This window comes from Candidatus Hydrogenedentota bacterium, assembly GCA_035450225.1.
In the GTDB taxonomy this organism is placed as follows: Bacteria; Hydrogenedentota; Hydrogenedentia; order Hydrogenedentales; family SLHB01; genus DSVR01.
Map to the genome: position 1 here is coordinate 1 of DAOTMJ010000059.1, position 20,365 is coordinate 20,365.

At 60.9% G+C, this 20,365-nt stretch carries 10 protein-coding genes; 2 read left to right on the forward strand and 8 right to left on the reverse strand.

Going from position 1 to position 20,365, the window contains the following annotated elements; all coding sequences use genetic code 11:
* Nucleotides 1–1,134 (reverse strand): hypothetical protein (locus P5540_18350; GenBank protein ID HRT66779.1); only part of this gene is annotated, 1,134 nt, incomplete at its 3' end.
* Nucleotides 1,135–1,804: 670 nt separating this feature from the next.
* Here P5540_18350 and P5540_18355 point away from each other — a divergent pair.
* Nucleotides 1,805–9,187 (forward strand): hypothetical protein, encoded by a 7,383-nt coding sequence (locus P5540_18355; GenBank protein ID HRT66780.1) that lies wholly within the window; start codon nt 1,805–1,807, stop codon nt 9,185–9,187.
* A 262-nt stretch (nt 9,188–9,449) separates the two neighbouring features.
* On the opposite strand, the gene P5540_18360 is transcribed toward P5540_18355, so the two are convergent.
* From P5540_18360 to dprA, 7 genes are all read right to left on the reverse strand, one after another.
* Nucleotides 9,450–10,316, reverse strand: coding sequence for a hypothetical protein (locus P5540_18360; protein HRT66781.1), 867 nt, complete (start codon nt 10,314–10,316; stop codon nt 9,450–9,452).
* Between the two features lie 45 nt (nt 10,317–10,361).
* Nucleotides 10,362–11,342 carry a MoxR family ATPase gene (locus P5540_18365; GenBank protein ID HRT66782.1) on the reverse strand — a complete coding sequence of 327 codons (981 nt, stop codon included), beginning with the start codon at nt 11,340–11,342 and terminating at the stop codon, nt 10,362–10,364.
* Between the two features lie 6 nt (nt 11,343–11,348).
* A complete protein-coding gene (locus P5540_18370) occupies nt 11,349–14,744 on the reverse strand; it encodes an Ig-like domain-containing protein (protein HRT66783.1) in 3,396 nt (1,131 codons plus the stop codon).
* A gap of 39 nt (nt 14,745–14,783) precedes the next feature.
* Nucleotides 14,784–15,434, reverse strand: coding sequence for a hypothetical protein (locus P5540_18375; protein ID HRT66784.1), 651 nt, complete (start codon nt 15,432–15,434; stop codon nt 14,784–14,786).
* A gap of 73 nt (nt 15,435–15,507) precedes the next feature.
* Nucleotides 15,508–16,824 (reverse strand): carboxypeptidase-like regulatory domain-containing protein, encoded by a 1,317-nt coding sequence (locus P5540_18380; protein HRT66785.1) that lies wholly within the window; start codon nt 16,822–16,824, stop codon nt 15,508–15,510.
* Nucleotides 16,821–17,822 carry a tetraacyldisaccharide 4'-kinase gene (lpxK, locus tag P5540_18385; GenBank protein ID HRT66786.1) on the reverse strand — a complete coding sequence of 334 codons (1,002 nt, stop codon included), beginning with the start codon at nt 17,820–17,822 and terminating at the stop codon, nt 16,821–16,823. The genes P5540_18380 and lpxK overlap by 4 nt, the downstream gene beginning before the upstream one ends.
* Nucleotides 17,819–18,985 carry a DNA-processing protein DprA gene (gene dprA / locus P5540_18390; GenBank protein ID HRT66787.1) on the reverse strand — a complete coding sequence of 389 codons (1,167 nt, stop codon included), beginning with the start codon at nt 18,983–18,985 and terminating at the stop codon, nt 17,819–17,821. Before dprA ends, lpxK begins: the two co-directional genes overlap by 4 nt.
* Nucleotides 18,986–19,457: 472 nt before the next feature.
* On the opposite strand from dprA, the gene P5540_18395 reads away from it, so the two are divergent.
* A complete protein-coding gene (locus tag P5540_18395) occupies nt 19,458–20,306 on the forward strand; it encodes a hypothetical protein (GenBank protein HRT66788.1) in 849 nt (282 codons plus the stop codon).
* Nucleotides 20,307–20,365: the final 59 nt, after the last annotated feature.

Below are 20,365 nucleotides of genomic sequence, written 5' to 3' on the forward strand. Positions count from 1 at the left end.
GCCGCCGCCCGCGCCACCGCCGCCGGTTGCATAGGCCGCTATGCCTTCCGCGGCGCCGCCGCCGCCGCCGCCCGCGGAACCGCCGCCGCCGCCGCCGCCACCGCCGCCGCCACCGCCGCCGCCACCGCCGCCGCCGCCGCCGCCGCCGCCGCCGTTACCGGCCACAAGCGTCAGCGAATTGGCAAGCGAGGCAAGATTCGCGTAAATGGCCCGGCCGGCATTTCCACCCGCTTTGCCGGGACCGAAGGTCGGCGAATAGCCGCCGTTGCCGCCGTTCAAGCCATTATTGCCTTTCAGGCCATCTCCTCCATTTTGACCGGTAATGCCGCCCGCATCGCCACCGACCCCCACTGTCATTTGGGCATCGCCGCCTTGGCCGCCATCGCCTTTACCGCCGCCTTGACCGCCTGCGGAACCATTCAAGTTATTACCAGCCGCGCCACCGACACCCCCATTCCCGTCACCGCCAAAACCAACTTGGCCAACCTCGCCGGCCGAACCGCTCGCGCCCGTTCCGCCCTTTGTGGGACCTTCGATATCGTCGTTGGGCGCATACTCACCTTGTTGGCCAATGCCGCCGTCAGCACCTCTGCCGCTGGCGCCATCGAGTTTGGTGCCGCCGGAACCGCCTACGCCGCCGTCGCCGCCACGGCCGCCACGACCGCCCTTGCCGCCCGCGCCGCCCGCGCCGCCATCGCCGCCTTTACCGCCCGCGCCGCCGCCAAGACGCGGCGAAGCGCCAACAGCGGATGCGCTGAAGCTGGCGCCCCAGTACATGTCGCCGCTGGCGACAATCGAACAGGGCAGGCTGCCTTGGGTTACAATGGTCACGCCGTTAGTCACATTGACATTGGCGAACCGAAAGACCGCCACGCCGGGCGCTCCGGCGCTGGTGTCTATTTCACCCGTTTTCGTGACCGCGCCCGACATCGTGGGCAACGCGACCCCATCGCCGGTGTTGATGGTCAAGGTGCCCGTGGTCAACACGAGATCGCCCAATGCGCCATTACTGTCATAGATGTCTGCATACGCAGCATTCGACAATAATGCGACGGACAATGCCGCCAGCGCGACCAGCGCGACACCTGCGCGGACATATCCGTCCACTCGTTCAATTCGCCGATAGTGTTTCATGCCTCAATCCTCTCCTGTTGCAGAAAACGAATCCAGCACTTCCTAATGCCTAAATCAGCACATCCACGCGCGCGGCCTTGCCCGGCCTCACACGCTATAACCCATTCTCCCGCTGGTACGAGTTATCTCCTCACGGCGTCAATCAGACCTTAGCGATGGCTACAAACCAATTTAGCCTCCACTCCTCGCTTTTTGGCCCAAATGCCGAATACGACATTTTACACCATTCGACCATCCGGGTCTGATGACATACTAACTCAGGTCACCGGTTTCTGTCAAGCATTTTATCACCCTAGAAAATTGGTTGCCGAATCCCTTCTCATTTTGAGTGGAAATGGAATGAAAACGCATTGCCACGCCCGCCTTTTTTCCAACGGTCAAGCCGCTTTGGCGGAAATCGGCAATTGGCTTGACAATTCCCCCGCTTTGGTGTACGATTAGATAAGAGAGAGTGTGGGTAGGGCCATGCGAGGAGAAATCCGCGGCAGTTTAAAGTGTTCGACGCTCATTTCCAGCCGAAAGTGCATACCTGAGAAATGGGGTGTTGGGGTTTACGGTTTTCCAGGGCGGAAAAAGCGTCCGGATAAAATAACTAAACAGTTGGGAAAAAGGCCGGCCGTGCCGGCTGAATTGAGGCATAGTGTAGTGGTCTGAAGGGAGAATTGGAACCATGAAGATCTCGTTCGCCAAATCAAACACAACGGTGCGATCGGGCGTGGGGTGGGGCGCAAGGGCTGCGTTCATCCTGGCCATGGTCGCGTGCATGGGATTTGCCCATGGCGCAACGCTCGACGATCTGTACCGAAATCCCGGCGTTCCCAGTTTGGGCACGCTGGTGCTTGCGCCGGGCAACAGCGTGTCCATCAACACGCGAAGCACCGGCATAGCGCCCACCTTGACCGTCAACGGCACAACGACCTATACCGGCGTCGCCCAAGATTACGGCATGGGCGAGGTTGCCGTGTTTTACTTTGATTATATCGATGTGCCCGACGGTGTCACGGTAACAGTTGCCGGCAGCCGACCACTATCCATTGTGTCGGCCAATGACATGGTTTGGGGCGCTTCCGTGTTGGTGCCGGCCGGAAATCTCGGTGGCGGCTCGGGCGGCAGCGGCGGCAGCGGCAGTGCAGGCGGCGCGGGCGGCGCGGGCGGTGTCGGTGGCGTCGGCGGGTCCGGTGGCGGCGGCGGTGGCGGCGGGGATGATGCCGGCGGAAACAGCACCGGCGGCCCGGGCGGCCGGGGAAGCGCCGGCACGGACGGGAATCCGGGTTCGGCCGGTTATCCCGGTTTGTACAACGGCGGCAACGGCAGTTCGGGCGTTGCCGGTTTCGGGGGCACCCTTCCCGGCGCGGGCGGCAGCGGAGGATTGCGTGGCGATGGTCTTGACGGCGGCACGCGCGGTACCGGCGGCGCTCAGACTTCCAGCGCCATCGGCGGCACAATCGGCAACCGTGTGGATATCAAAGTACCGGTTGATCTGGGCATTTTTGGCACAATCAATATTCCCATTTGGGTCAAGGTGGGTGTGGGCGGCGCAAGCGGGACCAGCAATTCCGGCAATTCGGGCGGCCCCGGCAACGATGGCGGCCTCGGCCAACCGGGCAACCCCGGCGGCACTGCAGAATATAGCAATACGACGCTGGCAAACACGCTTAATCTGGTCGCCGGCGCGGGTGGCGGCGGCGGCGGCGGCGGCGCGGGCGGCGGCGGTGGCGCGGGCGGCGGCGGCGGCGGCGGCGGGTCCGGCGGCGGCGGCGGCGGCGGCGGCGCGGGATCCGATGTAGGCGGCAGCGGTTGGCTGGGCTGGGGTATTGACGCCATTTTAAGTATCATCGGCGCGGGTTCCATTTCCGGGTCCGGCGGCGGCGGCGGCGCGTCCGGCGGCGGCGCGTCCGGCGGCGCTCCTGGCGTTGCAGCCAGCAATGGCGGAAACGGCCAATCCGCGGGCACCTTTGGCAACGCATCCGGCGGGTCCGGCGGCGCGGGATCCGGCGCGTATCGCGGACTTGGCGGCGGCCAGTCCACGGCGGGCGGCAACGCCAGCCAAGGTGGCGGCGGCGGCGCCGGCGGCAGCGGCGGAACGGGCGGAACGGGCGGCAGCGGCGGCAGCGGTGGTTATGGCGGCGCCGGCGGTGGCTCGTTCATTTTGGCCGCACGAGGCAATCTGCGCATTGTGGGAACGCCGACCTTCGACGTTTCGGCGACCGGTCCCACGACCGGCAGCGCCGGCAACCCGGGCACACCCGGCCAAGCCGCTGTTCCTGGAAGGGATGGCGGTACCGGCGGCGCCGGCGGCACGACCCAATTGCCGTCCCTTGTCGCAAGCGCCTTGGGATCTGAAATGGCCGGCCTGCTCGGCAAGGGCGGAAACGGCGGAAACGGCGGACGGGGCGGCGACGGCGGCGCCGGCGGCGCCGGCGGCACCGGCGGTGACGGCGCCCAAGGCGGCATCGGCCTGCCGGGCATGATCAAACTGCAAGGTTCGATCATTTTCGTGAACAGCGATACCACGGTCGTCTGTGACAACGTCAACGGCGCGACAGCGCCGCGGCGCAACGGTTTCTTCAGCCGCATATCGAACATGTCGCAGCAATTGTTGATTGACAACAACCCGTCGTTTGCCAACATTTCCATCAACAAAGGCACAACGACGAATCCAACCGCCATTAAAGGCCTCAATTCATTCGACAATGACACATCGCACCCGATTATCGGCGAATTGCGCAACAATCCGGGCATCCCGTATCCCAAGGCCGCGACGGAAGGGTATCTCAACGACGTCGAGGGCGGTTTCTGGAACCGGGACGAAGTGGTCGGGCAATTCCCCCACACCCGCAAAGTCGAGTTGATCCGTATGTCGGGCGTCTATGACGGATATGATCAGATTTACATTCGCAACCATGGACCGGGCGTCGCCGAAGAAGTCGTCATTCGGGTCGGCGACAACAGCAGCGCCGAGTTGATTCCTCCCGAGCCCGGCTCCACGGTTCCGGGAAGCATGTCCGAAGGCAGCATCTTCACCACGACGGTGGCCAGCAATGTGACCAACGTGGCGCTCGGTGGAAATCTGGAGGTGTCCGCCCTTCAATCGCGGCCGGTGACGCCGAACACCACGGTATCGCTGACCGTCTTCGTAAGCAAGAGCGATGGTCCCCCCGCTTATCAGTGGCAAATATTCAATTCCCTGACCGGCAATTGGGAAAATTACATGGGGCCCAATTCGAACACCTATCAGATCCAGTTCTATATCGGCTGCGTGCTTCCGCCCGCTCCCGAACGTTATCGCTGCATCATAACGGACAACACCCAGCAAGCCTTGGTGGGCCCTGCCATTCTTACGTACACGAACATTCCCATCGTCGTCACGTCGGAAATGGCCCCCATCAATATCCGGGTGGGCGCGGATTCCGATCCGGTAATTGTGACGGGTACCGGCGGCAACGCCAGCGCCTACACCGGCTTCGGAACATTCAACTATGAATGGCAACGCCTCAATCCGGTAAGCGAAACATGGGAAAACCTGGCGGGCAATCCGGGCAACTTCGTAATCGAGGACAATCAATTGCGGCTTGTAAACGCGCAACTGGCCGACAGCGGCACCTACCGCTGCGTCCTTCATGACGGTGTGGAAGAGGGGTGCTCGGCGGCGCCAAGCGTTGCCACGAACAGTTTCGATGTCAGCGTTTTCGAAACACTTTCAATCCGGATGCAACCCCAAAGCCAGGAACTGCGCGTCGGCGAACCGTTCCTTCTGGCGGTGGACACGCCCGTCGGCCTTCGAGACTTGGATTATCAGTGGGAGTTCAACACCGGCCCCTTGGAAAGCGGCACATGGGTTGTTCCAAACCCGCCGCCCCCCAACGGACCCAAATACATGTTGACGGCAAGCGCAGCTACCGCGGGCTACTATCGGGTGCTAATCACGGAACCACTCGGCAGTTCCATGTACTCCGACGTGGCCCAATTGTCGTTGTTGCCGTTTGCCATCGCGCGCGAACCCGAAGACGTCTTCGCCTATACGGACACGACGGCTAACGACCTGACGATGGAAGTCGTCACGTCGGACGCGCGCGGCACGGTTGATTACCAGTGGTTCAGGGTTTCACCGATAGGAAAATCGCTTATTCCGATTCCGGGCGCCACAACGAACGTGCTCACCTTGTCCGAACCGACGGCCGGCGAGGAACTTTTCCAATGCCGCGTGCGCGACATGAACGGCGAAACGGTGCTCTCCGAACTCATGTCCCGCGAGGCCAAGGGACGCGTGGCGGCGCCCTTTGTCATTCTTAAAGGCTTGGAAGACGTTCCGAACGCCATCATAGGATTGACGCATACGTTCACCTTGGAGTCCACAGGAGGATTGGACGTGCGATACACATGGAAGAAAGACGATGTGGTCATTCCGGACGCGCCCAATGCGCCCAGTTACATCGCCGGACCGTTGACGGCGGCCGATGCCGGACGGTATTCCGTCGAAGTGAGTTTCATCGGCGGCACGGTTTCCTCTTCGGCGCTTTTGTCGTTCGGCAGCGAAGTGCCCGCGACGACGCGTTGGGGCATCGGGATTCTCGTCGCATTGGTCGCCGGCATGGCGGCATGGGCGCTCGGACGGCGGGCAAAATGGCGCCACCGTGCGCTGATGCTGCTGGCCATGGGCCTTCTGCTGGCCGCGGGACACGCCCAAGCGCAGGGAGCGCCCGATTTCGACAAATTGCTGCTCGATTTCAAAGCGGACTTGTCCACCCTGTTCACGACGAACGGCGTTGACACGTGGAGCGCCGGCAGCTCCCCGGTCTATCAACGCGTGCAGGGCCAGCCGGGGTTCATCGGATACGATTTGACCTTGGCCATTCACGGCGGCAACGGTATCGTGACCGTGGATCATTTCTCGATGGTCGAAACGCTGGTCAACACCGACGCAACCTGCACTCCGCCCCTGAACTCGATCAATCCGAGCATCATTCCGAACATCAAATCGGCGTTCAACCTGTCCAAAAACCAGGTGCGAAACGTCGAATTGACGATTCAGAATCTCTATGTGCACATTGACCGCGTCAGCGTATCCGGATTCGAACTGAGTAACATCGATCTACTGGTGCCGGCGGTTTCGACGGGCATGACCAATTTCCTGATGGGCTTCCCCGTGGACATCCCGAGCCTGTGGTCGAACAAGTTCCCTCCGGGCGATGACGGTATCCTGCGCGAGGCGCTGGATCCGCGCAATCCGCAGATCTACGACTCGACGGGCGCTCCGGTCATTTACGACTTGGAAGACTGCATGCAGAATCTGGCCGCCGTCTGTATGACGATCGGTGACGAACGGACCATCAACTGGTACCGCGGCCTCTTCGGCAACCTCTGCCTGGGCGTGGTCCAGAACCTCATCCCGAAACTGCTGGAAGGCATCGGCAAAAAGGCGATGGAAAAGAACATGACCGAGGCGGAGTTGATGGACCTCTTCGCGGAAGCAAAGGCAGCGCAAGGGCCGAGCCTCGGCGATGCAAAAGCCTACTACATGATGACCGGCTGCACCAACCAGGTCATCAACGTGGACATCAACAAGCCGGGCACGCTCGTAAAGGGCCGTGTGACCATCTACGGTTCGGACATGTGCGCCGCGCTCAACGACGCCATCTCCAACTTCCAATGCGGCACGTATCCGTGCCAGACGGCCCGCCTGGCGTCCACCGGCGATTTGAACGGCGACGGCACGACCAACCGCGCCTCGTTCGCCGCGAGTCCCAACCGCGGGAAATGGTTCGAGGCCGAAGCCGCCGACTTTCCGGAAATCATCATCCAAAGTTGGCCGGCCCAACCGGCCTCGCCGACCTTCCTCGGCACGATGAATTTTGTGATTGACGTGGATCACACCCGCACTGGAGCGGACAATTACCGCTTCCGCGCCTATCAGCGAAACACCCCCACCGATCCATGGACGGAAATCACCAACAGCGTCAGCGGTTCGTACAACACAGGCAATGGACAGTACACGTTCGGCATTGACGTTGACTTCCTGCGCTTCCGCTATTACAAGTTCTCGGTGGAGACCGGTTGCGGCACGGGCATGAAGGAATCATCCATGTACACCGTGGATGTGCCCGCGCCGATCATCTCGTTCGCGCCGGGTCAACCCCAGGACCGCTGTGTCCGGCTCAACGATCCATTTTCCTTCTCGGTAAATGCATCGGTTTCGCAGGGCACGCTGTCGTATCAATGGCAGCGGAACAACGGCGCCGGCTGGTCCGACTTGTTGGGCGCCACGGGCCTGACCTACAGCAAGTCTGCGGCCAACAACACAACCGATCCGGCCCAGTACCGCTGCAAGGTCACCAACACGCTCACCTATCCGGGCGGTTCGGCGTCGTATTCCGAATATTCCCCCTCGGCACGGCTTCGTGTGCTGTATTACTACACCCAGCCAAACCAGTACATGTCGGTTCTGCTGGGCGGCACGATAACGCTGTCGGTACGGCCCGCGGGCGGCAACGTGGCGAATCCCGAACCCTTCGTAATCCCCGACACGGAGTATTTCGCCCAGTACACTTACCAGTGGTACAAGGACAACGTGGCGATTTCCGAAGCCGTCAATCCCACGGCCGTCACCCAGCGCCTGGTGATTGAAAATGCCCAGATGGATCCCGTGCCCGGCGACTCGGGCGAATACCACTGCGTGATCAGCGACAATTGCGTCGCGCAAGGGTACGCCTTTACGCCGAAGACCGTTGTCACGGTCACCAACACGCCGATCATCATCAACGAGGCGGACCAGCCGGTAGGCGGCGGCCGCCTGATAGGCGGTGATCCGAAGACCTTCGAAGTGTTGGCAAGCGGCGGCGAACCGGGTCAGCCGCTGATCTGCGAATGGTTCCGCGCCGTGGATGCGGCCGGCAATGGCGCGGTATCGGTGGCGCCTCCGCGCGATATGTCCTATGTGGACGGTGTTGTGTTCCTCTCAACGCTCACCGTGGACATCAACACCGGCGATGAAGCGGGCTATTACTTCGCAACGATAACGGACGGCAGCCAGATCGTCTCATCGGTGCCGGCCCCGCTGTTGGTGGGAAATCCCCTTACCATAGTCACGCCCCCGCAGGGCGGAGTGTTCCATAAGGGCGATCCCCACACGCCGGAACTTTCCGTGACGGTTTCCGGCGGCGTGGGACCCATCACCTATCAATGGTTCCGCGACGGATTGCTGCTACCGGTGAATTCGCCGACGTACAACCTCAGCCCGTTGGCGCTCTCCGACACCGGTGTATACACGGTCAAGGTCCGCGACGTCGGAACCGGCGACGGTCCGCTTTACCAATTGAAACCCACCTATGCCAGCCCCACGGGCGTCTATACGTCCGATCCGGTTGAATTGAAAGTATACCGGCCGCCCCTGCTCAAGGCCGAAGGCCAGCCTGCCCACCAGACGGGTCCTGTGGGTTCGGATTACTCCTTCTCGGTCAACGTCATTGGAGGCGCGCCCGAACTTGATTACCAGTGGTTCAGGAAATACGCCACTGGAACGGATCCGGTGGTCGGCACAGGCCCAACGCTCACGATCGCCAACGCCCAAGCTCCCAGCCAAGGGCTTTACTATTGCGTCATCCGCGATCAACTGGCTTTCACCAAGAGCCAGGCCGGATCGACGCTGACGTCGGTTACCGCCCGCCTGACCCTGACCGGCACGGCATCGCCGGGCGGCCCGCTGACGATCGTGAAACAGCCGGACAACGTGTCGGTGCAAGTGGGCAAACCGTTCTCCCTGAGCGTGCTGGCGAGCGGCGGCGTCTCGACCGACTACACGTTCACATGGACCAAGGACGGCCAGCCCATTTCCGGCGAGAATTCGGGCGCGCTCGCGCGTCTCGCCGCCACTCCGGAAGACGCCGGCATCTATCGCGTCACGGTGACGTGTGGCTCTGAATTCGTCGTCAGCGAAGAGGCTGAAGTTTCCGTTATGCCCGAACCGGCGCTGCCGGCAACCGGCGCATTCGGCATCGCCGCGCTGATGGGCGCTTGCCTCTGCGCCGCCGTCGCGCGCCTGCGCAAACGCAGCTAGGACAAAACGCGGCCAAAACGGCCGCCAGCCTTCGGGTTGGCGGCCGTTTTTATTTCACCCACCCGCAAATTGAACACCAAACGCTATGAGGATTCCAGTTTGAGTTACACCGGGATCAACAAGCACGAAGGCGAGGATATCGGTTTGTACGATACGGTGCTGAGCGCGCATGACTATCACACGATAGTCGAAAACGTGGCCGAGATATCGTAAGACAGGCTATGTGTCCGGCCCATGTTGTCCGGCTTGCCGCACTTCACCGTCACGATTTGCCTTCGCGGCGGGACGCTCCGCGCGCAGCAGCCGTCCGCGCTCGCGCCGGCGAGGATCCAGGGCTTGACGAGGTTGGAACGGAATTCGCCGGCAATACAAGGGCAAACCAGACCAAGAAAATGTAAAGCGTGTAGATCATGGCCTGTTCCCAAAGGGGAAAGGAATACCGGGTGCCCAACGACGCGCTCCACGAACTGCCGATATCCCGTCCTTCCGCCATGGCCGCCGCCTTCCATTGCGGATACACGAACTCCCAGCGGATGAGAAAATACGCGGATACCGCCAGCACCGAAGACCACATTAAATACGGCCAGAACAGTTTTCCGTGATCGAATCGCAGACCGTGCGGATTGTTTGCCATGAAGAAGCGATCTTTCAGCAACAAAACGCCGTGGCAGGACAATCCGAAGATGAATCCGGCCGCCACCATCAGCGCGGCTTTTTCATGGATATCCGTCCAGCGCACCGACCCGAAAAGCACGGGGCTGGCATCGGGAAAGATTCCGACCATGCTGATGCCGGCGCATCCCAGCAGCAGTAGAAGAGTGCCCGTAACGGCGCCTCCCCGTGAAATGGCGACAAAGCGGCGATGGTAGTAAAAGACCAGCGGGACCATCAAAATCCCCCACGACACCATCGCAATCGAAAAGATCCACCACCATTGCGGATTGTGTTTGGCCTCGAAACTCCCCAGAAAACTGAAGGTGTGCGTCATGATCGAAAACTTGTGATCGGCGGGAAAACTGAGCCACGCCAGGAAAATCAATCCCCAGAAATAAACGGATACCGCCGTTAGGTACAGTTTGAGTTCTTCCCGATGGAATCCGCCTTTTACGCAGCGAAACAACGTGTCCATTTCATACTCCCATTTCAATGACGATTCCCGTCCCGCCTTGAAGCGTTACTCTTCGCTTTTCACCGTGGGCGCGGGCACGCTCTGAAGGACGTGGTTGACGGCTTCGGCGCAGGTCAGACCCTTGGCCACGAAATCCGGTTTCAGGATCAGGCGATGTTCGAGACAGGCCATCGCCATGGCCCTGATATCGCTGGGAACGACATGGCCCCGTCCATGGAGGGCGGCATGCACGCGGCTAGACAACAACAGCGCCTGCGTCGCACGCGGTCCGGCGCCCACGCTGATCGCCGCGTGGTTGCGCGTCAGGCGCACAAGCGCCACCGCGTACCGGACGATTTCCGGGCACACCTCAATGGCCCCCAAGGACTCGCGCAATTCCGCCAAGCGATCCGATGTCAGGACAGGTTGAACCTCCCCGCGTTCAAGCAAGGCCTCGGGCGCATTTTTCGTCAGCGTGCGCTCCGCGAGCATGCGCTCGTCGTCTTCGTTGGGATAACCCATGTGGATTTTGATCAGGAACCGGTCTTTTTGCGCTTCAGGTAGCGGGTATGTCCCCTCGGATTCGATCGGATTCTGGGTCGCGAATACGGTGAAATTGGGAGACAGGGCATAGGTTTGGCGGTCAATGGTGACTTGGCGCTCCTGCATGGCTTGGAGCAGCGCCGACTGTGTTTTTGCCGGAGCGCGGTTGATCTCGTCGGCGAGAAGAAAGGTCGTAAAGATGGGTCCGTGTATCAGCGTAAACTCGCTCGTCCGGGGATTGAACGCGTTGGTCCCGACAATGTCCGCCGGCGAAAGGTCCGGCGTGAATTGAATCCGCTGAAACGGGCAGCCGAGCAACTGGGCCAGCGTCCGCACGAGCAATGTTTTGGCCACGCCCGGCACACCTTCAATCAACGCATGGCGTCCCGCGAATATCGCGATCAGGGCGCGATCCACAACCTCGCCCTGTCCGATGATGACCTTCGCAATTTCACGCCGCGTTTCCGAAAGTATCCGGTGAACGGCCCCGGTCGCTTCACGCATCAGTCATCATGCTCGCGGGCGGCGCAGGCCGCGTCCGCGCCGAAGCGCCCAAACCCCCGCCATGACGCATGCAAGAGCCGCTGAAATGATCCAAGGCCGCGCCGGGCCGGGAACGGGAAGATTTACCTGAAGCGTCGCCGACGAACTCACTTGGACATCGAGATGGTCGTCGGAAACTTCCACCGAATACACGCCGGAATGTTCGGCGCCGAGCGGTGTTAGTTCGAGCGAGGCGCCCGTGCCGCCGGGAACCGGAATTCCATTGCGTTTCCAGACATACCGCAGGGGCGCGTAGCCGCCCTCCGTCGTAACGGAAAATGTATACGAACCGCCCGCGTCCATCGTGGCGCCCTGCGGCTGCATCGTAATGACAAGATGATCCCGTACATCGAGCGTGGCGCGTTCAGTCGCATAATCCTCGGTGTCGTAGCGGGCCACACACCAGTATTCGCCCCGATGGCCCGGGGTAACGGGAAACAGGGTCCACGAAGACGTTGCCGGTCCATCCTGGACCGCCTTGGCGCCGTTGTCCCATTTCCACTGATAAGATAGATTTGCGCCCGTGCCGCACCCCGCAAGGGCGGTAAAGGTGCAGGAATCGCCGAAATACAAACGACGGTTTTGCGGTTGCGTCGTAAAACCGCACCAGTTCTGCACGGCGCAAAGCGATGAAGCGCCGCCCGCATAATAATTGCCCGCCGGATCCCGCACCGCGCCCGAAGCGATGACTATGCCTATCGTGCCGTCCGCATCGGGATTTTGCGGAAACACCGTCACCACGTACTCGGGATCGGCCCCGCCGATATCCACGGACGCACCCGCGGCCAGCGATCCCGCCGCCGACGGTTGCGTGAACGTGGGCGCAACCGGTTCGCTGAAGACGACCCGGAATTGAATCGCGTCCAAGCCCGTTGGGCTGGCCGGAATCACGGAAATCTCCGCCGTCGGCGCAACCGTGTCTATGAGCAGTTCGTAATGAGTCGCGTCGTATCCCGCATTCCCCGCCGGATCGATGGCCGTGACTTCGACTTCATGCGAACCTTCGCTTTGCGTGGCCAGCGTATTGTCCGCCAGTATCCAGCGGTTCTCCCCATATAGATTGGTGGCCTTGAACGTTTGCGTTCCCACGGTAACCCAGATCGTCGCGCCCGAATCGTTGACCGTGCCGGACAACGGAGGCGTCTGATCGTTTGTGGTCAGCGCGTCCACCGTGACTTCCGGCGCCACCGTGTCAATCTTCAGTTCCTTGTTCGATGTGTCGGCGCCGGTGTTGCCCAGTTCATCGGTCGCTGTCGCCAGTACGTTGTATGTGCCGTCCGCAAGCGGCACAAGCACATCCGCCGTCCACGCCGTGCCGTTGATCGTCGCGGTCAGATTCTGGCCCGCCACCACCACTTCGACGCTGGTCGGCGAGGCGTCCACGACCGTGCCCGCCAGTCGCGGCGTCGTGTCGTTCGTCAGAAGCGCCGAGACCGTAACGGTCGGCGGCGTGCTGTCTATTCGCAACTCGTTCGTGGTGCCGTCGGCCCCGCTCTGACCGTAGGGATTCGACGCGGCCGCCGCCACGTTGTACGTCCCGTCGGCCAGAGGCGTAATCGTGTTATCCGGCACCGACCATGTCCCGTTGCCGTGATTCGCGGCCGGATAAGTCGCACTCGCGACCGTAACCGTCACGGTGGCTTCGGGATCGTCAACCGTTCCGGAAAGCGGGGGCGTCGTATCATTCGTGACCAACGCATCCACCGTAACGCCGATCGCGCTGGAATCAATCCGCAATTCGTTCGTGCCCTGCGTGGTATTGTAGGCGATATCCGTCGCAAGCGCCTGGACGGTATAAATGCCGTCCGGAAGGAAATCGGCGACATCGGCGGTCCATGCGCCGGCCACGATAGTGGCCGGGTAAGTATGGCCGCCGACGCTCACGGCCACCGATAGAATCCCCATGTTGTCCGAAACGGTTCCGGTCAATCGCGGCGTATGATTGTTCGTGCGCAAATAATTGACCGTGACCCCCGGCGGCGTCGTGTCAATCGTCAATTCGTTCACAGTGGCATCCACCAGCGAATTGCCGATCGCATCGGTGACGGTTACAGTCACCTCATGGATGCCCTGCGCCACCGGCGCAAGCGAATTGTCCGCCAGCGTCCAATTCCCCAAGCCGTCGTTCACGGCGCTGCGCACCTGCCCGCCGACGGAAACGGATACCGTGGCCGTCGAAAAGAGCACGGTTCCGTTCAAGGGCGGCGTCGTATCCGACGTGATGAGCGGAACGACAGTTGGCGGCGTACGATCCATCCGGATCGAGTCGCTTGCCGTCTCCGAGACGCCATTGGCATTGCGGACACGGAAATAAACCGTCCGGTCGCCGTCAACGGGTTGCAACATAAAAGAGGCCTGCCACGTATAGGGTTGCCAAACCGCGTCCGTAAAATCAGGATTCTCGCTGGCCATCCATTGCAAGGGACCGTTCGATACCGAGCTAATCAGGTTGACCATGCGGCCCATGGTAAGCGGCGCATCGTTGTTGATGGAAAACGACTGAATGACAGGCGGGAGATTGAAGGTCAGGCTGCGCGACGGCGTGGTCGGATATTCGGGTTGCAACAGACCGGCAAGCGGCACGCTGAAGGTGTACGTCGGAATGTCTATGTTGTATGTGAACGGACCGACCGTTATCCCTACCACGGCATTCGGACGGATAGTCATCGTGGGATTGATTCCAATCATCTCATGAATATCGCTAACCGTCACCGTCGAATAGGGCGCGGACACATCAATCTGCTGCCCGTCCACGGTAAACGTCCCCTTGTCCGTATTCAAGGTCTTGGGATCGATTTCGATGCGATCCCCCGCTGTCACACTGACGCCGATGTTCGCGGAAAACACGCCCGCCACCCCCACCGGATAAACATACAGCGGCACGTTTTGGATTGTATCCGTAAGAACGATATTCTCGGCGGGCAGATAGGGCGTAAACGACTCCGAATCGGAAAGGCGGATATCCGTATTCGGCACATACGGCAAATTCCCGATAAATTCCTGCCCGAAAACGACAATCTTGTACTGGCCATGAAACTCGATGCCGATGTCCTGCGATGCCGAACCGGTGGTCCCTTCGAACCACAGTGAACCGGTATCCACCGCGACCGGATGCAGAAACTTGCCCGCGCCGGACGCACTGAAATTCAGCACCGTCCCCCCCACGCCGGCCCAAAGCCGGATATACGCCGCCACGGAACTACCCGCGCCCATCCAACCCGTGTCGTAACTCCAGCCTGAAAAGCCCACGTTGAGCAGCAGGGGATCATGGGCTTGGGTCAGTTGAATGGCGTCCGACGAAAACGCCCCGGATATCGCAAGGGCCAATACCAACAATCCCGCCTTTACACGCCGATTACCCATAATGCCTTTCCTTCCCGCACTTCGGACATCCCGTAAAACTCAGGGTTTTTCAAACACGTATTCTGCAAACTCCTGCATAATGCGCGTGCCATCAAGGGCATGATGAACGGTTACGGTTGAAAACAGCCAATATCCTTCGGTCTGCCCATCCGTGGCCGGCGCTATCGAATTCACGCGCCGGTACTCGAATACGGCTTCCGCGAAACGTTTTCCCTGAATATCCAAGGCCAGATGAGTCACACACCAACGGTCCGCGTCAACCCAAAGCCGGCACGCCGGCCCGCGCGGATCTGTGCCGCTTAAACGCCAGCAAGACTTCCCGTCTTTGGAATCTTCGGCAACCGTTACATCCGGCCATTTCAGCATGTCGCGCAAATATTTGGCGACATCTATGCCCATCTGGACATCGGAACCGGTTTCTTCCGGCGTTTCGGACGGCGCGATTACCTTCACGGAATCCGGCTGTATGACCAGGCCTTTCTCGGCGTTCCATTTGGCGTCAAACCGGGTCTTGACGGGCGGTTTTCCCTGGCGGGTCATCGTTTGCTCGATTGTGACTGAATAAGGTCTATCGGGAATCGTTGCCTTGATTACATGGCCGATAATCTCGGGAACCGGGGGAGGGGAAGCGGATCCACTCACGAAAAGACTCAAACCGGCCACGAACAACATGCCAACCGTCACAGACATCGTCTCATTTCCTCCCGGAAATTCGATCAACCACAAACCTGCCCATTGAATTATACCACTTTTCCGTCTACGCTTATCGCAAAATGATTCGCACCGAGACATCGGCGCCGGCTACGACGTTGGCCGGCTGGTATCCGGAGCGAAATTCGGCGCTGCCCGGCTGCCCGGCGGTCACCATGAACACATAGTCGCCGGGATCGATCGCCTCGAACGCAAACGACCCGTCGGAGGCCACTTCCTCATTGGCCACGACAAATTCGTGCAGTTTCAACATCTGTTCGGCCGTCATGGCGGAAAGGGACTGCGGCGCTCCGCGCAACGCGAGTACACTGGCCTGTTCACCCTCGTGCAATCCGCGCACCTCGCCCTGTACCCTTCCGGCCATGGGAAAGTCGAAATCCTGACGGACAGTTTCATGCGCTTGCAGCTCGAACCGGGCGGACTTGTAACGCGCCACGCCGTTCGCAAGTTGGACGGAAGCCTGAACCGTTGCCGAACCGTCGGGTAAACCGGCCACGTGATAACTGCCATCCGCGGCAGTTTCCACACTGACATTGTAGTTGCCAAGGTTGCATGCCACCTGTACCCCAATGCCTGCTTGGGCCAGCGGGCGTCCCTCGAAAAACACGAATCCTTCCACAATCCCGTCGCAAGCGGGAAGGTGAAAATCGGCGGTGGACGGCTCGTCCTCGACGACCTCGACATTCCGTGAAAACCAGGGCGCGGGCGGCGGCGCGCCCTCGGAAACGCTGTCAGCCAGTTCAAGATGAAGCAAAAACGAACCGGACACCAAGCCGCTGATCGCATACCGGCCTTCCGCGTCGGTTTGCGTCCGTTCGACGCCATCGAGATAGAGACGCGCATGGGGTTCCGGGCGTCCGCCCCGCAGGACGGTTCCCGTAATTTCGCCTCCCGCGCTCAGCGTAATGGCGAGTTGCGCCGGTTTTTTGGGGCCGGGCGTGAAGGCCACCGTGCGCGGCAGATAGTCCGGATGCGTAATCGTCAGTTTGCACCCCGCTTCAGGGGCCTCGCCCAACGTAAAACGTCCATCCGGACCTGTTCGGGCGATTTCAGGCGATTCGGCCGTTCCCATGTGGATGGATGCGCCCGCGATGAGCGCGCCGGTCCGATTGGAAACCATTCCCTCCACGGCAGGAACCTCTTTGAGCATCCGGGGCGTTTCTCGCGGAAGAACGGGGCGTTTACCGGCGGTCTGCGCGGGAGGCGGCGGGGATACCGCAGGGACCTTTGTCTCGGCGGTTTCGGCGGGCTTGATCACAACGGGCGCGGGCGGCAACGGCGCCGGTTCGCGGGTTCCCCAAAAAATCACGGCTGCTCCCGCAGCAAAAAGCAGTACGATCATCCCCACCGTAACCATGCGCGAGTTCATGATAGCGGCCAATCCTCCAATTCGATGGAAAGGGCAAACACATGATCCGGCGCCCGCCTCATGCGGACGGCATCCTTTTCAGTTACCACGACCGGCAGCGGCCCGTCCAACGCCGATTCGGGAATCCCCGCATGATCGGGAAACGCAAGACGCTCCGTCACGGTCGCGCCAAGCGATGCGAGCGTGTCGAAAAACGCTTCCGGCGCGCCAATGGCGCAGGCCGCCCGGATGGGCCCTTCACGCAGCATGTCAAGGGGAAACGTCTTGCCGTCGCCGACTCGCCGGCAATGCGCCGGCGCATGGCGCGTCGTTCGAACCGGAATGTTCGGACAGATTGTGCGAATTTGGGCACACAGACTCTCCAGGTTGGACGCCTGATCGCATCGCGTCACCACGACATGCGTGGCGCGACGCAAGGCTGCCATCGGTTCGCGCAATATACCGCGCGGTATCAGGCGGCCATTGCCAAACGGATTGCGCGCGTCAATCACCACGATATCCTCGTTGCGCGCCAGCCGGACATATTGGAAGCCATCCTCCAGGATCAGCGTGTCGCATCCATGGCGTTCGACGGCCGCGTTCGCCGCAGCAACGCGATCCACACATTTTACAACGACAATTCCCGGGATTTTTTGGATCAGAAGCGCCGCCTCGTCTCCCATCAACGCAAAGGGATCGTCCGGGCCGTTCTCATCGGCCGCAACGGGATTTGTTACCGGCGCACTGCCGTATCCGCGCGTCAAGACGGCGACTTTCCGTCCTTGCGCCAGTTCCCGCCGCGCGCGTTCGACGACCAGCGGCGTCTTGCCCGTCCCGCCGGCCGTCAGATTACCCACGCTGATCACGTTTGCATCCACATGGACAATTCGGCGACGACGACGCAGCCACATCCCCGCCCGGACAATGGGAGTCGCAGCGGTTAGCAACGCGGCCACCGGCAGCGGGATCGCTTCGTTTCGTCTAATTCGTTCGGCCAAGCCATACAAAACCGCGTTCATGCGCGCGCAAACCGTTTGCCGCTGAATTGACGCACCAGCCCCCGTAACTCCAGCATCGTCAGCGTGCTTAAGGCTTCCGAGATGGAAATGCGGCACGCGGCCGCGATTTCGTCCACAAACGATCCGTTCGGCGACAACGCCGCCAGAATATCTTTCTCGACCGGGCTTGTGACGGGTTGCGGCGGCGGCACAGGCGCGGAAGCGGGCGTCCGCGCCTTCAACGGCGGGAGTTCGCCGGCCGGTTCGGGGATTTGCGCGGCCGGCGTGGCCGGTGTCTGCCGGACCTGCATGGGCAGTTCCAGTTCGACCAGGATGTCCTCGACGGTCTCCACCAATTTTGCACCGTCGCGAATCAGGGCGTGTGGTCCCTCGCTCGTGTGGACACCGATCGGTCCCGGCACGGCAAACACTTCGCGGCCTTGTTCGGCGGCCTGCCGCGCCGTGATGAGCGCCCCGCTGCTCGCCGGCGCCTCGACCACGACCGTGCCCAGCGTCAAGCCGCTGATGATGCGATTGCGGTACGGGAAATGGCCCGCGGACGGTTTCATGCCCATCACGAATTGCGACAGGACGCAGCCGTGTTCCGCAATTCGCTTCATCAGGTCCGCGTTTTGCGGCGGATAGACCACGTCAACCCCGCATCCCAGCACGGCAATGGTCCGCCCGCCCGCCTCGATTGCGCCGCGATGGGCCGCCGAATCAATCCCGTTCGCCAGGCCGCTGACGACGGTAATGCCGCGCGCGGCCAAGTCGCGGCCAAGGTTTTCCGCCACGCGCAATCCATAGGGCGTGGCGCGCCGCGTTCCTACTATGGCGACGCAATGCTCATCGGAACTTCGCAAATCGCCCCGCACGAACAAAACCAACGGCGGATCGTAGATTTCCGCGAGGCGAACGGGATAATCCGGGTCTTCGAGCGTAAGCAGCCTCACGCCCAGCGCGTCCATCTGCCGCTCCTGCGCGTCCACATCCACCGAATCGGCATATTGCGCAATACGTTCCGCCAGCGATTTTCCCACCACCTCTTCAACGGATCCGCGCGGCGCCCGCAGGACATTGCCGGGATTGTGAAACCGCGACAACAACTGAATAAAATGGGTCGTGCCGACGCCCGGCACCATCGTCAGCCGCAACCAGTCGCGTTGTTCCGGAGTCAATGCCATGTCATTGCATCCACCATCGGAAAACCGTCTTGAGAAACGGGCGGCATACCCGTTTTCCGCAATCCGAACCTGCGCCTATACTACCGGCTGCTGTTCATCCAGTCAACGCACCCATTCTCGATTTATTCATGCCGGGGAACCATCCGCCCTATTCGATTATTGGCCGGAATTACGGCATATAAGACCCGATCGGTTATAATACGGCATTATTCGAGTGTCAATGGTCTCCAATTGCCGCACACACCAGCGATTATGTGACTTTTTCTCGCAATAGAAGACCTAACGCCGAATTTCAATTCGGATGATCGGCCAATGCCCATGCCGGATCGAAATTCGGAGCCATGAACCGTTCTGTCGAATGTGTTCACGGAACTCGGAAAAGAAAAGCGGTGGAACAACGAATGAAACGATCGGACGGCGGGACATGTTGAGTCATTCGGAAACGCCGGCGATGGCGGCCGGTTTGTATCGTATGAGATACCGCGTACGAACCCTCTTGATTCCGGCCGGGATGGCCATTCTGGCCGCAACAAACGGCTGGACGGAGGAAAAGCCCGCACAGGCGCCGTCGCGTTCCGAACCGGCGATGGAAGACGCGCGGGATGTCGCCCCGGACAATCAAGCGGCGCTACTCGACGAAGTGCGCGCGCTCCGGGCCGATGTGTTACGCCTGCAACAAATGGTGGATTCGCTGGCCGGGGGTGAATGGGCCCGGCTTCGCGCGGAAAACGATCGCCTGCGGCGGGAAGTGCGCGAGTTGTCCGGAATGACCGGACAGCCCCTGCCGCCGGTCCCCATGCCTGATCGGGCTTTGCTGGAAGGATTGTATCCGTCTCCTAAAGCGTCAGAGAACCAAGAGGAAACCGACAACAAGCAACCGGAAAAACCGGATGCCGACAATCAATCCGCGCCGATTCCAGAGGCAAGGGCAATGCCCGAAAAATCCGCCGAACCGAAGCCATTCGCGTTTGAAGTCATCGAGGAATGGGGGCGATCACCGGAAGAATTGGAAACCGAAAATAGGAAAGGCGCCTCGCTAAAAGGCATGATCGGCGTGGTGCCCCCCGGTAGTTCCGATGAAGATCTGATCGCACTGGGGCAATCCCTGCACGAACAATATGCCGCCTACGACAACATCAATATCGAGGTGTTCGATGATGTCGAGGCGGCACGATCCTACAAGGGCAAGTACGTTGCGCCCCCTAAGCACAGGGTCCTGAGCATCTCGAAGCACAAGGCCACGGGCCGGGACATTATCCTGCTCATCCGCGATGAAAAAGCCGTTGCCGTACCCCTAACACCGGACTCCGCAACTCCCTGAAGCCTGAAGTTTTCGTTTCCATACCGCTGCGGAATTCTGGTATGATTCTTTCCCATGTG

What these genes read in the sequence shown, in the direction of transcription:
- P5540_18355 (HRT66780.1), top strand. Translation starts at nt 1,805, where the DNA reads ATGAAGATCTCGTTCGCCAAATCAAACACAACGGTGCGATCGGGCGTG.
- P5540_18360 (HRT66781.1), bottom strand. Translation starts at nt 10,316, where the DNA reads ATGGACACGTTGTTTCGCTGCGTAAAAGGCGGATTCCATCGGGAAGAA.
- P5540_18365 (HRT66782.1), bottom strand. Translation starts at nt 11,342, where the DNA reads ATGCGTGAAGCGACCGGGGCCGTTCACCGGATACTTTCGGAAACGCGG.
- P5540_18370 (HRT66783.1), bottom strand. Translation starts at nt 14,744, where the DNA reads ATGGGTAATCGGCGTGTAAAGGCGGGATTGTTGGTATTGGCCCTTGCG.
- P5540_18375 (HRT66784.1), bottom strand. Translation starts at nt 15,434, where the DNA reads ATGTCTGTGACGGTTGGCATGTTGTTCGTGGCCGGTTTGAGTCTTTTC.
- P5540_18380 (HRT66785.1), bottom strand. Translation starts at nt 16,824, where the DNA reads ATGAACTCGCGCATGGTTACGGTGGGGATGATCGTACTGCTTTTTGCT.
- lpxK (HRT66786.1), bottom strand. Translation starts at nt 17,822, where the DNA reads ATGAACGCGGTTTTGTATGGCTTGGCCGAACGAATTAGACGAAACGAA.
- dprA (HRT66787.1), bottom strand. Translation starts at nt 18,985, where the DNA reads ATGGCATTGACTCCGGAACAACGCGACTGGTTGCGGCTGACGATGGTG.
- P5540_18395 (HRT66788.1), top strand. Translation starts at nt 19,458, where the DNA reads ATGAGATACCGCGTACGAACCCTCTTGATTCCGGCCGGGATGGCCATT.